This is a genomic window from Roseococcus microcysteis (genome assembly GCF_014764365.1).
Classification (GTDB): Bacteria; Pseudomonadota; Alphaproteobacteria; order Acetobacterales; family Acetobacteraceae; genus Roseococcus; species Roseococcus microcysteis.
The window spans coordinates 3235268-3248764 of the sequence record NZ_CP061718.1 but is presented as its reverse complement, the minus strand read 5'-3'; the positions used below and the strand labels follow the sequence as shown (position 1 = coordinate 3248764).

The following is a 13497-nucleotide window of genomic DNA, read 5'->3' as shown; positions in this document are numbered from 1 at the left end:
TCAGCGCAGCCCTTCCACTATGTCACGGAACAGCTGGGCCGGCAGGGTGCCGCCGCGCACATCATCCATGGGCCGGTTGTTGTCATTGCCGAGCCAGACACCGATGACGACCGGGCCGGAAGCGAGTTCGGCAAAGCCCAGGAACCAGGCGTCGCGGAAGGATTGGGTGGTGCCGGTCTTGCCGCCCGTCACGACGCCCGGCACGGCGGCCGCGCGGCCGCTGCCATAGCGGGTGGTGGCCTGCATCATGGCGCGCATCTGCGCCGCCGCGCTGGAGGGGACCACCTGGGCGGGCTCGGTGCGGGAGAGGGGCGCCGCGCGGCCCGCGGCCTCGGCGCGCACCATGCCGTGCGGCGCCACGCGCCGACCGCCATTGACCAGCGCGGCATAGGCCGCCGCCATCTCCAGCAGCGAGGCATCGCCGGTGCCGAGCGTGATGGACCCGTCGCGCGGGAATGGCCCGCGCAGGCCCAGCCGCTGCGCCACCTCGGCCACCGCCGCCGGCCCGCCGGCCTCCTGCATCACGCGCACGGCGGCCGTGTTGACGGAGTGGGCGAAGGCCTCCTCCAGCGTCACGCTGCCGCGCGTGCGCCAATTCCCGTTGGAGGGCGACCAGCGGCCCATCCGCACCGGGCCATCCGCCACCATGTCGCCGGAGGAGGCGCCACGTTCCAGCGCCGCCAGATAGGTGAAGGCCTTGAAGGTGGAGCCCGTCTGCCGCCTGGCCGAAACGGCCCGGTTGAAGGGGGAGCGGGAGAAGTCGCGCCCGCCCGCCATGGCGCGCACCGCCCCCGTGGCCGCGTCCAGCACCACCACCGCCCCCTGCCCGGCGCGGGCCGCCGCCCCCGGCCCGTCCAGCAGCGCGGCGAGGCGCGCCTCCACCACCGCCTGCCAGCCGGCATGGAGCGTGGTGCGGATGGTCAGATCCTGGCTGCCGGGGAATTGGCGGGGAATGTCCTCGAAGAGCCAATCCGCGAACCAGCCGCCATTGCGCGAGGGGCGGGGGGGAATCCGCATCTCCTCCAGCGCGCGGGCCGATTGGGCGGGGGTGATGGCGCCCGTGTCCACCATGGCGGCCAGCACGTCCCGCGCGCGGTCCAGCGCGCCATCGGGGTTGGTGCGCGGGTTGAGGCGCGAGGGCGCCTGGGGCAGCCCCGCCAGCACCGCCGCCTGCCACAAGGTGACGCGCCGCGCCGAGACGCCGAAATAGACCCGCGCCGCCGCATCCACCCCGAAGACGCCCGCACCCAGATAGACGCGGTTCAGGTAGATCTCGAGCAGCTCATCCTTGGTGAAGCGGTGCTCCAGCCACAGCGCCAGCAGGGCTTCCTGGACCTTGCGGCGCAGGCTGCGCTCGCCCGAGAGGAAGAGGTTTTTCGCGAGCTGCTGCGTCAGCGTGGAGCCGCCCTGCACCACGCCCCCGGCATTCCAGTTGGCCCAGGCGGCGCGGGCCAGCCCCACCACGTCCAGCCCGAAATGCGCCTGGAAGCGGCGGTCCTCGATGGCCAGCAGGGCGGCCGGCAGGTGCGGCGGCATGTCGCGCAGGCGCAGCGTCTCGCCGAAGAGGTCGCCCTGGGTGGCAAGCAGATTGCCCTCGGCGGTTTGCAGGGTGACGGAGGGGCGGCGCTGTTCCTCCAGCACGCGGTCCACCCGCGGCATGTCCCAGGTGAAGAAGAGCAGCAGGGCGGCCAGGGCCAGCCCGCCCCAGATGGTGGCGATGAGGGCGAACCTCGCCAGCGCCCAGCCGAGGTGCCGGCGGGCGGGTTTGGCGGCGCGGGGTTTTGGCCCGCTCGGGGGGTGCCGTTTCGTCCGGGGGGCGGCACGGGCCTCGGTTCGCAGCCGGGGGGCCGCTGAGCGGGGCATGAAGGAAGCTTAGCAGACCCGCGCGGCGCTAGGCGAGGCCCATGGCTTGACCCGGAGGCCCCGGCGCACCATTCCATCCGCCTCCCCGAAGGCCCGGAAGACGATGAACTGGATCAGTGAGTGGGCGCTGCCCAAGATCAAGACGCTGTTCGGCGCCCCGCGCGAGATGCCGGACAATCTCTGGCACAAATGCCCTTCCTGCGAAAAAATGATCTTCCAGAACGATCTGGAAGCCAATCTGCGGGTCTGCACCCATTGCGGCCACCACATGCGGCTCTCCGCCAAGCAGCGGCTGGACGCGACGCTGGATGAGGGCTGGCAGCGCGCCGACATCGAGAAGGTCCCCGTGGACCCGCTGCGCTTCAAGGACCAGCGCCGCTACGCCGAACGGCTGAAGGAGGCCCAGGCCAAGTCCGGCATGGAAGACGCCGTCATGGTCGGCCATGGCGCCATCGCCGGGCAGCGCGCCGTGGTCGCGGTCTTTGAATTCGCCTTCATGGCGGGTTCCATGGGCGCGGGCGTGGGCGAGGCGCTGGTCACCGCCGCGCGGCTGGCCGTGCTGCAGGACGCGCCGTTGATCGTCTTCGCCAGCTCCGGCGGCGCGCGCATGCAGGAGGGTGCCGTCAGCCTCATGCAGATGCCGCGCACGGTCATCGCGACGCAGATGGTGAAGGATGCCGGCCTGCCCTTCATCGTGGTGCTCTGCGACCCCACCACGGGCGGCGTGACCGCCAGCTTCGCCATGCTGGGCGACATCCAGATCGCGGAGCCCGGCGCGCTGATCGGCTTCGCGGGCGCCCGCGTCATCGAGCAGACGGTGCGGGAAAAGCTGCCCGAGGGCTTCCAGCGCGCCGAATACCTGCTGGCCAATGGCATTCTCGACATGGTGGTGAAGCGGGCCGAGATGCGCCCCACCCTGGCGCGCCTGCTGGCCCTGCTGCGCGGCGAACCCCGCGCCGAGGCCGCCTGACACCACGGCCATGAACGCGCTCATCGGCGGGCGGAGCGAGCCCATCATCGCGCGGATGCACGCGCTGCATCCGAAGCTGATCGACCTCAGCCTGGGCCGGCTGGAGGCGTTGCTGGCGCGCCTCGGCCACCCCGAGCGCAAGCTGCCGCCCGTCATCCATGTGGCGGGCACCAATGGCAAGGGCAGCACCTGCGCCGTGCTGCGCGCCGTGGCGGAAGCGGCCGGGCAGCGCGTGCACGCCTACACATCGCCGCATCTGGTGCGCTTCCATGAGCGCATCAGGCTGGCGGGCCACCTCGTCTCCGACGAGGCGCTGGCGGCCGCGCTGGAAGAGGTGGAGCGGGTGAATGGCGACACGCCCATCACCGTCTTCGAGATCACGACCGCCGTCGCCTTCCTGCTGTTCAGCCGCGTGCCGGCCGATGTGCTGGTGCTGGAGGTGGGGCTGGGCGGCCGCTTCGACGCGACCAATGTGGTGCGCGACCCCGCCGTGACCGCCATCGCCAGCATCTCCATGGACCACATGGATTTCCTGGGAAATGACCTGGCCTCCATCGCCTTCGAGAAGGCGGGCATCATCAAGCCCGGCACCCCCTGCGCCACCGGGGCGCAGCACCCCGAGGCGCTGTCCGTCATCGCCGCGCGCGCGGCCGAACTGGGCGCCCCCCTGCTGGCGCGCGGCGCGGCCTGGGACATGGACGCCACGGGCTACCGCGACGCCCATGGCGCCATCCCCCTGCCCCGCTTCGGCCTCCCCGGCGCCCACCAGCCCGACAATGCCGGCATCGCCCTGGCCGCGCTGCGCGCCTGGAACCCCGCCTGGCTGACCGACGCCGCCTGCGCCGCGGGCGTGGCCATGGCGCGCTGGCCCGCCCGGCTGCAACGCCTGCACGGGCGCCTCGCCCCCCCGGCCCCCTGGGAACTCTGGCTGGATGGCGGGCACAATGAGGGCGCGGGGCGCGCGCTGGCCGAGACGCTGGCCGGCTGGCGCGACCGGCCGCTGCACCTGATCGTCGGCATGAAGCAGGGCAAGACGGTGGAGGGCTTCCTGGCGCCGCTCATGCCGCTCGCCACCACGCTGACCGCCATCCGCGAGGTGGGGCAGCACCTGGCCATGCCGGTGGAGGAGATCATCGCCGCCAGCGGCGGCCGGGCCGAAGCGGGGCCGGACCTCGCCACCGCCCTGCCGCGCCTGCTGGCGGGCGCCGCCCCGGGGCGCATCCTGGTCTGCGGCAGCCTCTACCTCGCCGGCGAGGTGCTGAAGGCGGACGGCACCCTGCCGGATTGACCGGCCGCTACTCCAGCCCCGACGCGATGCGAAGGGCGCGGCGCAGCCAGGCGATGCCGATGCGCACCTGGCCTTCGGCGCAGAGGCGGCGGCCTTCCTCGGCCATGGCGCGCGGCGCTTCGGCCTCGGCGCCCGGCAGGCCGGCGAGGCGCTCGTAGAGGGTGGCGCAGTATTCCGGGGTGATGGTGGTGACGCGGACCGCGCCACTGGCCGCCGGCGCGTGCTCCGACGAGGCAAGCAACGGCACCATCAACGAGAAGAGAGCCAGAATGGACCGCATGGGGAATATATGCGCCTTGGCGCTTCACCCCCCCATGGGCCGGGGGTGAAGGCTGCGTCATTCCGATGGAGGTGAGCCCCGCAGCCGCTTGGTGGTGCCGCGCTTCGTCTTGCTGTCCATCCGCCGCTGCTGGGAGCCGCGCGTGGGCTTGGTGGCGCGGCGGATGGGGGCGGGGGTGCGGCGGCCTCGTCCAGCAGGGCCTGGAGGCGTTGCATCGCGTCCTCGCGGTTGCGCTCGCGCAGGCGGTGGCGCTGGGCGGTGAGCACCACCACGCCGTCCTTGGTCATGCGGCGGCCGGCCAATGTGGTGAGGCGCATCATCACCCGCTCGGACAGGTTCGCGGCGGCGGCGTTGTAGCGGAGCTGGACGGCGGTTTCGAGCTTGTTGACGTTCTGCCCGCCAGGGCCGGAGGACCGGAGGAAATCCTCCTCGACCAAGGCGGGGTCTATGGTGACGCGCATCAGGGTGCCAACCGGTTCTGGGCGGGCATGTCGTCCTTCAGCGCCACGCCAGAGGCACCCAGCGCGCGGGCGCCGCGCAGCAGCCAGTGCAGCTTGGCCGCGGCATCGGCGTGGGACAGCCCGCCGGGGCGGATGTTGCTGATGCAGTTGCGCTCGGCATCGGAGCGGCCGGGGCGGGGCGCCCAGGTGAGGTAGAGGCCCACGCTGTCCTGCGCCGAGAGGCCGGGCCTTTCGCCGATCATGACCACCACGGCCTCCGCACCCATGACGTGGGCGATGTCATCGCCCAGGGCCACGCGAGCTTGCAGCGCCACGACAACGGGCCAATCCGCGCCCAGGGCGCGCAGCAGCGGGGCGGCCTGGGATTGCACGCCGGTGGCGCACAACCCGTCCGCCACCACGACCACCACGCCGCCCGTCCTGGACAGGCGGGCGCGGTCCTCCGCGCGCAGGCGGCGGCCGAGGTCGGGGCGCAGCAGGTATTCGCGCCGGTCGCGCGCCTCGCTTTGCACCACGGGCGCGTCGAGGCCCAGCGCGTCAGGGTCCAGCGCGGACCAGACGGCGTCGCGCGCGGCGGCATGCGCCTCCTGGAAATCCAGATGCGCCGCCGTGGGCAGGGAGGTGCCGGCGCGGCCCAACGCCACGCGGGCGGAGGTGAAGCGGCGCAGGCTGTGGGTCGGGACCAACGTCATGACAGGCCGATCAGCGCCGGCGCCATGCGTTCGGGAATGCGCGCGCCGTCGCCAATGCCCATCCGCTCCAGCCAGGCCGCGAATTCGGGCGCGGGCGTCTTGCCCAGCAAAGCGCGCGCCGTGAGTCCGTCGTGGAAGCTGGTGGATTGGTAGGCCAGCATCACGTCATCCGCCCCCGGCACGCCCATGATGTAGGTGACGCCCGCCACGGCCAGGTTGATGAGCAGCGCGTCCATGTCGTCCTGGTCGGCCTCGGCGTGGTTGGTGTAGCAGACATCCACGCCCATCGGCAGGCCGAGCAGCTTGCCGCAGAAATGATCCTCCAGCCCCGCGCGCGCGATCTGCTTGCCGTCGAAGAGGTATTCGGGGCCGATGAAGCCCACCACGGAATTCACCAGCAGCGGGTCGAAGGCGCGGGCCACCGCATAGGCGCGGGCCTCGAGGGTCTGCTGGTCCACGCCGTGATGGGCATTGGCCGAGAGCGCGCTGCCCTGGCCCGTCTCGAAATACATCACGTTCTGGCCGACCGTGCCGCGTTGCAACGCCAGCGCGGCGGATTGCGCCTCGGCCAGCAAAGGCAGCGTCACGCCGAAGCTCTCATTCACGCCCTGGGTGCCGCCGATGGACTGGAACACCAGGTCGGTCGGCGCGCCGCGTTCCATGGCCAGCAGCGCGGTCGTCACATGGCACAGCACGCAGCTTTGCGTCGGGATGTCAAAGCGGGTGCGGACCCCTTCGAGCATCTCCAGCAGCGTCATCACCTGGGTCACGTTGTCGGTGGCGGGGTTCACGCCGATCACGGCATCGCCCGCGCCCAGCAGCAGTCCGTCCAGCACGGCGGCGGCCACGCCGCGCGCGTCATCGGTCGGGTCGTTGGGCTGGAGGCGGATGGAGAGGGTGCCCGGCAGCCCGATGGTGTTGCGGAAGCGCGTCACCACGCGGCACTTCGCCGCCACCGTGACCAGGTCGGACAGGCGCATGATCTTGGAGACGGCCGCCGCCATCTCGGGCGTGATCCCGCGCCGGATGGGCGGCAGCGCCTCGGGCGGGGCGGCCAGCAGCCAGTCGCGGAAACCGCCCACCGTCAGATGCGCGATGGGCGCGAAACCGTTGGGATCATGCCCATCCATGATGAGGCGCGTGACGTCATCCGCCTCATACGGGATCACCGCCTCATGGAGAAAATGCTTCAGCGGCACATCGGCCAGCGCCCGCTGCGCGGCCACCCGCTCGGCCCCGCTTTGCGCCGCGACACCGGCCAGCGCATCGCCCGAGCGGAAGGGCGTGGCGCGGGCCAGCAGCGTCCGCAGATCCTCGAACACGTATTGGGTGCCCGCCACGCTCTGCCGGAATGCCATGCCCGCCCCGCTTGCCAGATCCCCGCGCGGGCCGGAAACTCCCCGCCAACGGAGGACGTTCATGAGTCACAGCACGGTCGAGACCGCGCCCGATGCCCAGGCCGATTGGCCCGATGGCATCTATGCGCTGCTCAAGCAGTATTCAATCCGCCAGGTGGCGCTGGTGCCGGATGCGGGACATTCGCGCCTGATCAAGCGCTGCCTCGCCGACAACGAACTCCGCGTGGTGACGCTCACCACCGAGGAGGAGGGCATCGCCCTCATGCAGGGCGCCTGGCTGGGCGGCGAGCGCTCGGTGATGCTCATGCAGTCCTCGGGCGTGGGGAACTGCATCAACATGCTCTCCCTGTCCTCCATCCATCGCACACCCATGCCGATGATCGTGACGATGCGCGGCGATTTCGGCGAGTTCAACCCGGCGCAGGTCGCCATGGGCCAGGCGACCCAGGCGGTGCTGGAGGCCATGGGCACCCTCGTCCACCGCGCCGACCGCGCGGAGGATGTGCTGCCCACCGTGGAAGCCTCCCTCAAGCTCGCCTTCAACACCTTCCGCCCCACCGCCACGCTGATCGGCCAGCGGGTGCTGGGCGCCAAGACCTTCGGGAAGGACTGAGCCATGCTCGCACCCTCGGGGAAGATCGACCGGCGCGAACTCACCCGCGCCCTGCTGCAAGACCGTGGCGGCATGCTGGTCATCGCGGGCCTCGGCGCGCCGGCCTGGGACATCACGGCCATCGGCGACAGCCCGCAGAACCTGCCGCTCTGGGGCGGCATGGGCGGGGCGGCGATGATCGGCCTTGGCCTTGCTTTGGCCCAACCCAGCCGCCGCGTGCTGGTGCTGACCGGCGATGGCGAGATGCTGATGGGCATCGGCAGCCTCGCCACCATCGCGCACCAGGCGCCGAAGAACCTCGCCATCGTCGTCCAGGACAATGAACACTACGGCGAGACAGGCATGCAGGAGACGGCGACGCGCCACGGCACGGACCTCGCCACCATGGCGCGCGGGGCGGGCCTCAAGCACACCATGCTCGTCACCGAGGCCGGCGACGTGCCCGCCCTGGTCAAGGCCGCCCGCGAAGGCGACGGCCCCTTCTTCGGCGTGGTGAAGGTGGATGCGGGCAACAAGCCCCTCGTCCTGCCGCCCCGCGAAGGCGCCATCCTGCAGGCCAGGATGCGGGAACACCTCATGGGGCCGCAGGCGCACCTCGCGTGAGCCATGTGGGGGCGGTACCTCGGGAGGGGCGCCGCCCCTCCCGAACCCACCCCGCCAGGAGCCGGTGGGCTCCTGGACCTCGTTCAGCTTGGTTGGGTTTCGGGAGGGGGTTAAACCCCCTCCCGAAACCCAACAAAACTCAATGGTTCCAAGGGCCCACTGGCCCTTGGCAGGTGGGGTCCGGGGAGGACGGCGTCCTCCCCGGGGTGCCCGCCCCCCACATCGCCACACCGAGAGGCCCCTGATGCCCCATGTCGTTCTCCTGCGTCCTGTCCATGCTGATGCGCTCGCGCGGCTGGAGGCCGAGCCCGGCTACACGGTCGAGACGCTGCTGAATCCCAACAAGGACAACCTGCCGGGCGTGATGGCGCGGGCGGATGCGATCATCGTGCGCGCGACGCCGATCAACGCGGAATTCCTGGACATCTCGCCCAAGCTGTCCATCGTGGCGCGGCATGGCGTGGGCTATGACGCGGTGGACGTGCCGGAGCTGACGAAGCGCGGCATTCCCCTGACGGTCACGGCCGATGCCAACGCGCTCTCGGTGGCCGAGCACGCGATGATGCTGATGCTGAACATCGCGAAGCAGCTCAAGACCTTCGACATCAACACCCGCGCGGAGAAATGGAGCACCATTGACGCGCCCCAGGCCTATGATTTGTCGGGCATGACGGTGCTGGTGGTGGGCTTCGGCCGCATCGGCGGGCGGGTGGCGCGGCTGTGCCACGCCTTCGGGATGGATGTGCTGGTGCATGACCCGGCGATCCCGATGAACACGGTGAAGGGCGCCGGCTTCCGCTATGCCAAGACCCTGCAGGAAGGCCTGGCGCAGGCGGATTGGGTGACGATGCATTGCCCGTCCAACGCGCAGAATCGCGGCATGGTGAACGCGGAATTCCTGGCGGCGATGAAGCCTGGCGCGCGCTTCATCAACACCGCGCGGGGAACCCTGGTGCAGGAGGAGGCGCTGGCCGCCGCACTCCGCACCGGCCAGGTGGGGGCCGCCGGCGTGGACGTGTTCTGGGAGGAGCCGGTGAAGGCCTCCAACCCGCTGCTGAACGCGCCCAACGTGATCGCGACGCCGCATTCGGCGGCGGGGACGGACCAGGGCATGCGGCGGATGGGGCTGTCGGCGGTGTCCTCCATCATCGGCCATTTCAAGGGCGAGCTGGACGAGGACATGGTCATCAACAAGGAAGTGCTGCGGGGGAACCGGTGAACCCGCTTCTCGTCCTGGCGGAGCACGCGGCGTCCTGGCGCACGGCCCCGCTGGACGCCGACCTCGACCGCCACGCCCGCCGCGCGCTGATCGACTGGTTCGCCTGCGTGCTGGCCGGCGCGCGCAAGGAGCCGGCCACGCCCATGGCGCGGGCGCTGGCCGCCGAACGCGGCACGGGCCAGGCCGTCAGCTACACCGATGGCGCGCGGACCGGGCTGCGCCACGCGGCACTCATCAACGGCACGGCCAGCCATATCGTGGAGTTCGACGACATCTGGCGCTGGGGCGTCTATCACCCCGGCTGCCCGACCATCGCGGCGGCGCTGGCGGCGGCGCAGTCGCGCGGCACGGATATGGCGGCGCTGCTGCGCGCCATGACGGCAGGCTATGAGGTCTCCTGCCGCATCGCCCAGGCGGTGCAGCCCTCGCATTACGACTACTGGCACACCACCGGCACGGTCGGCACCTTCGGGGCCGCCGCCGCGGTCGCCGTGCTGCTGGACTGTGATGCCGGGCAGACGGCCCATGCCATCGCCACCGCCGCCACCATGGCGGGCGGGCTGCAACAGGCCTTCCGCGGCGATGGGATGAGCAAGCCGCTGCACCCGGGCCATGCGGCGGAAGCCGGGGCACTCGCCGCCATGGCGGCGCGCGAGGGCATGACCGGCGCGCTGGACGTGCTGCATGGCGAGGCGGGCTTCGCCGCCGCCACCAGCGAGGACACGGGCAAGTGGGACAAGCCGCTCTCACTGATCGGCAAGCCGCTCGCCATCACGGAAATGACCATCAAGAACCATGGCTGCTGCGGGCATATCTTCGCGGCGCTGGATGCGGTGCGGGAATTGCAGCGCGCCCATGGCTTCACGGCGGATGACGTGGCGGGCGTGCATGTCGCGGGCTATGCGGCGACGAAGAATGTCTGCGACCGGCCCGAGGCGCGGACCGAGCAGGAATGCCGCTTCTCCACCCAGTTCACGGTGGCGACCATGCTGCTGCATGGGGCGGTGCGGCTCTCCGCCTTCGACGAGGCCCGCCTGTCGGACCCCGCCATCCGCGCCGTGATGCCCCGCATCACCGTCAGCCAGGACGCGGAGTGCGAGGCCGCCTTCCCCGCCCAGCGCAGCGCCAAGGTGACCATCCGGCTGCGCGACGGGCGGGAGCTGTATCAGTTCCAGCCCACCCGCAAGGGCGACCCGGACGCGCCGCTGACCGACCAGGACCTGTCGGAAAAATTCCTGGAGCTGGTGGCGCCGGAGACCGGGGCGGAGGCCGCGGCTTCGCTGCTGGAATCGCTCTGGAAAGGGTCCGCGCTGCCCGGCCTCGTCGCGCTGCGCTGACAAAAAAGCCCCGCGCCGGGCGATCCGGCGCGGGGCTGTTCATGGGCCTCGGGCGGCTCAGCCCGAGCGGGTGGCCACCAAGCGCCAGGCCGGGTCATCGGTCGCGATGTCGCGCTGGAAGGTCCAGATGTCGATCACCTCGGTGATGGCGTCGGAACCCGCCACGATCTCGCCATCGCGGCCCGTGGTCATGTTCACCTGGTCGGAGATGAAGCGCACCGTCACATCGGCGACCGTGCCGCGCAGCTCCGCGCCTTCCACCACCATCTCGTGCATGGAGCGGATTTCGGTGCGCTGGCGCTCACCCGCCTGCTCGCGCGCCGTGATGGCGCCCTCGAAGCCGGCATAGGTGTCGTCGGAGAGCAGGTTGCGCAGCGTCTCGCGGTCGCCCTGGGCGAAGGCGGCCACGATCATGCCGAAGGCGCCCTCGGCACCGTCCAGGAAGGTGTTCGGGTCGAATTGCGGGTCCGCGCTGGCAATGCGCGCCAAGGCCGCGCCGGTGGGCGAACGCACATCCGGGATCACGCGGCGCGTGTTGCTGCGCTGCGCGGGCATGATCTCCTCCGCCACGCCCTCGGCACGGGCCGTGGGGCCCTGCACGCCCTGGGGCTGCTGCGGCGGCCGCTCATAGCCGGTGCGCTTGCCCAGCACGCTGCGCAGGCGCAGCACCAGGAAGGCAGCCACCATGGCGAAGAGGATCAGATCAATCGGGAAACCGCCCTGCATCGGGACCTCCTCTGGAACCGCCTACTTAGGCATGACGTGGCGTGGCCGCAATGTCCCACTCGGCTCACTTGCCCGCCAGCCGCGCCGCCGCTACCCCGGAACCCATCCCAGGGGAATGAGCCGAGACATGATCTTCCTGCGCCACGGCCAGAGCGAGTTCAACCTTCTCTTCACCCAGACGCGCCGCGACCCCGGCATCATAGACCCGAAGCTGACCCCGCTGGGCCATGAACAGGCGGAACGCGCGGCCGAGGAATTGGCCAAGCGCGACATCCGCCGCGTCATCACCTCGCCCTATACCCGCGCCTTGCAGACCGCGACGCCGGTGGCGCGGGCGCTGGGGCTGCCACTGACGGTCACGCCCACGGTGCGCGAACGCTACGCCTTCACCTGCGACGTGGGCACGCCCGTCAGCCACCTCCAACGCGACTGGCCCACGGTGGGTTTCCACGCGATCGAGGAGATCTGGTGGCCCCCCATCGAGGAGCCGGAGGACCAGGTGCTGGCCCGCGCCGCCCTGTTCCGCGCCGAGATGGCGGCCCTGGACGACTGGGCGCACACCCTGGTGGTGTCCCACTGGGGCTTCATCCTGGCCTTCACCGGGCAATCGGTCATGAACGGGCAGATGATCGAGGCCGACCCCACGGCCGGCGCGCCCGAGACCGTGGTCTGGAGGCATTGATGGACACGCTCCTCGTCACCGGCGGCGTGGTGGTCACGCTGGACCCCACGCGCCGCGTCATCCCCGATGGCGCGGTGGCCATCCAGGGCGGGCGCATCACGGCCGTGGGCCCCCGCGCCGAGGTGGAGGCCGCCGTCCCCTCCCCTACGCGCGTGCTGGACGCGCGCGGCAAGGCCATCCTGCCCGGCTTCGTGGACAGCCACGCCCATGCCGGGCATGGGCTGGTCAAGACCATGGGCAATGGCGACAGCGCGGCCTGGATGGAAGCCTGCCGCGTCATCTACACCACGGCCTCGCCGCCCTCCTTCTGGGCGGCGGAGGCGCGGCTGGCGGGGCTGGAACGCCTCATGGCCGGCGTCACCACCGGCGTCTCCCTGCTGGGCGGCGGCGATTCCATCATGCGCGTGGACAGCCCCGCGGCCGGCGAGGCGCGGGCCCAGGCCATCGCGGAGATCGGCATCCGCGAAGTGATGGCCGTGGGCCCCACCCGCCCGCCCTTCCCCCGCCGCTATGACGAGCGCGACGTGTCCTTCACGGAACAGCTGGAGGTCATGGGCCTGCTCTTCGAGCGGCTGCACGGGAAGGGGCTGATGCGGCTCTGCACGCTGATGCCCGTCTATCGCGAGGCGCAGCACGACGCCGCGAAGGTGGCCGAGATCCGTGCCCAGGGCGAGGCGGTCCGCGCGCTGGGCGCCCGCTTCGGCGCCCGCTTCCACCAGGACGGGCACCGCAACGGCTCCATCGCCATGGCGGATGGGATGTTCGGGCTGCTGGGGCCGGACGCCTTCCTCTCGCACTGCGTGGACCTGACCGATGCGGACATCGAGACGCTCGCCCGCACCGGCGCCCATGTGGTTCACAACCCGACGGCCATCGCCGCCGTGCGCGGCTTCTGCCCCGTGGTGCGGATGCTGGAGGCGGGGGTGAACGTCGTCATCGGCAGCGATGGCACCGCGCCCGACCGCAGCGGCGACATGCTGCGCCACGGCTTCGCCGCCATGCGCTACGCCCAGCAGCACGCCCGCGACGACAGGCTGCTGCCGCCGGGCCGCATCCTGGAGATGATGACGATTGACGCCGCCCGCGCGCTCGGCATGGAGGATGAGGTCGGCAGCCTGGAACCCGGCAAGCGCGCGGATGTGATCACGGTGGACCTCACCGCCCCGCACATGGCGCCAGCCAACATGCCCGTTTCCCGCGTCATCCACTTCGCCACCGGGGCCGATGTGCGCGACGTGGTGGTGGAGGGCCGCGTGCTGATGGAGGCGCGCCGCGTGCCGCACCTCGACCCCGCCGGCATCGTGGCCGAGGCCGAATCCGCCACCGCCGCCATGCTGCGCCAATCGGGGCTGGAGGCGCTCACGCTGGAGGAGCCGGGCTGGGGGCGTATCCGCCGCGGCTGACG

At 71.4% G+C, this 13497-nt stretch carries 14 protein-coding genes; 8 read left to right on the top strand and 6 right to left on the bottom strand.

Features of this window, described 5'->3' with window-relative positions; translation table 11 throughout:
- Positions 1–1863: a transglycosylase domain-containing protein gene (locus ICW72_RS15665; protein ID WP_191083566.1), complete on the bottom strand. Its 1863-nt coding sequence runs from the start codon at positions 1861–1863 to the stop codon at positions 1–3.
- A gap of 103 nt (positions 1864–1966) precedes the next feature.
- On the opposite strand from ICW72_RS15665, the gene accD reads away from it, so the two are divergent.
- A complete protein-coding gene (accD, locus tag ICW72_RS15660) occupies positions 1967–2833 on the top strand; it encodes an acetyl-CoA carboxylase, carboxyltransferase subunit beta (RefSeq protein WP_191083565.1) in 867 nt (288 codons plus the stop codon).
- A 10-nt stretch (positions 2834–2843) separates the two neighbouring features.
- On the top strand, positions 2844–4121 hold the full coding sequence (locus ICW72_RS15655; protein ID WP_191083564.1) for a bifunctional folylpolyglutamate synthase/dihydrofolate synthase: 1278 nt from the start codon (positions 2844–2846) through the stop codon (positions 4119–4121).
- A gap of 7 nt (positions 4122–4128) precedes the next feature.
- On the opposite strand, the gene ICW72_RS15650 is transcribed toward ICW72_RS15655, so the two are convergent.
- From ICW72_RS15650 to ICW72_RS15635, 4 genes are read right to left on the bottom strand one after another with little or no spacing between them, the layout of a single operon-like run.
- A complete protein-coding gene (locus tag ICW72_RS15650; protein WP_191083563.1) occupies positions 4129–4401 on the bottom strand; it encodes a hypothetical protein in 273 nt (90 codons plus the stop codon).
- Positions 4371–4838 carry an alternative ribosome rescue aminoacyl-tRNA hydrolase ArfB gene (gene arfB, locus ICW72_RS15645; protein WP_332308927.1) on the bottom strand — a complete coding sequence of 156 codons (468 nt, stop codon included), beginning with the start codon at positions 4836–4838 and terminating at the stop codon, positions 4371–4373. Before arfB ends, ICW72_RS15650 begins: the two co-directional genes overlap by 31 nt.
- A gap of 23 nt (positions 4839–4861) precedes the next feature.
- Positions 4862–5554: an ethanolamine ammonia-lyase subunit EutC gene (gene eutC / locus ICW72_RS15640; RefSeq protein WP_191083562.1), complete on the bottom strand. Its 693-nt coding sequence runs from the start codon at positions 5552–5554 to the stop codon at positions 4862–4864.
- The gene (locus tag ICW72_RS15635; protein ID WP_191083561.1) at positions 5551–6912 is read right to left on the bottom strand and encodes an ethanolamine ammonia-lyase subunit EutB; all 1362 of its coding nucleotides are present in this window, start codon (positions 6910–6912) and stop codon (positions 5551–5553) included. The genes eutC and ICW72_RS15635 overlap by 4 nt, the downstream gene beginning before the upstream one ends.
- Positions 6913–6973: 61 nt before the next feature.
- On the opposite strand from ICW72_RS15635, the gene ICW72_RS15630 reads away from it, so the two are divergent.
- The 4 genes from ICW72_RS15630 to ICW72_RS15615 all read left to right on the top strand — a co-directional run bounded on the left by ICW72_RS15630 (position 6974) and on the right by ICW72_RS15615 (position 10684).
- A complete protein-coding gene (locus tag ICW72_RS15630) occupies positions 6974–7525 on the top strand; it encodes a phosphonopyruvate decarboxylase (RefSeq protein WP_191083560.1) in 552 nt (183 codons plus the stop codon).
- 3 nt (positions 7526–7528) lie between these two features.
- Complete coding sequence (locus tag ICW72_RS15625; RefSeq protein ID WP_191083559.1) at positions 7529–8128, top strand: thiamine pyrophosphate-dependent enzyme; 600 nt, start codon at positions 7529–7531, stop codon at positions 8126–8128.
- Positions 8129–8372: 244 nt separating this feature from the next.
- Positions 8373–9347, top strand: coding sequence for a hydroxyacid dehydrogenase (locus tag ICW72_RS15620; RefSeq protein ID WP_191083558.1), 975 nt, complete (start codon positions 8373–8375; stop codon positions 9345–9347).
- Positions 9344–10684, top strand: coding sequence for an MmgE/PrpD family protein (locus tag ICW72_RS15615; RefSeq protein ID WP_191083557.1), 1341 nt, complete (start codon positions 9344–9346; stop codon positions 10682–10684). Before ICW72_RS15620 ends, ICW72_RS15615 begins: the two co-directional genes overlap by 4 nt.
- Positions 10685–10741: 57 nt before the next feature.
- On the opposite strand, the gene ICW72_RS15610 is transcribed toward ICW72_RS15615, so the two are convergent.
- The gene (locus ICW72_RS15610) at positions 10742–11410 is read right to left on the bottom strand and encodes a Tim44/TimA family putative adaptor protein (protein ID WP_191083556.1); all 669 of its coding nucleotides are present in this window, start codon (positions 11408–11410) and stop codon (positions 10742–10744) included.
- 127 nt (positions 11411–11537) lie between these two features.
- Here ICW72_RS15610 and ICW72_RS15605 point away from each other — a divergent pair, with 127 nt between their 5' ends.
- A complete protein-coding gene (locus ICW72_RS15605) occupies positions 11538–12092 on the top strand; it encodes a histidine phosphatase family protein (RefSeq protein ID WP_191083555.1) in 555 nt (184 codons plus the stop codon).
- Entirely contained in the window at positions 12092–13495 is a 1404-nt protein-coding gene (locus ICW72_RS15600) for an amidohydrolase family protein (protein WP_191083554.1), read from the top strand. Before ICW72_RS15605 ends, ICW72_RS15600 begins: the two co-directional genes overlap by 1 nt.
- Positions 13496–13497 lie beyond the last annotated feature (2 nt).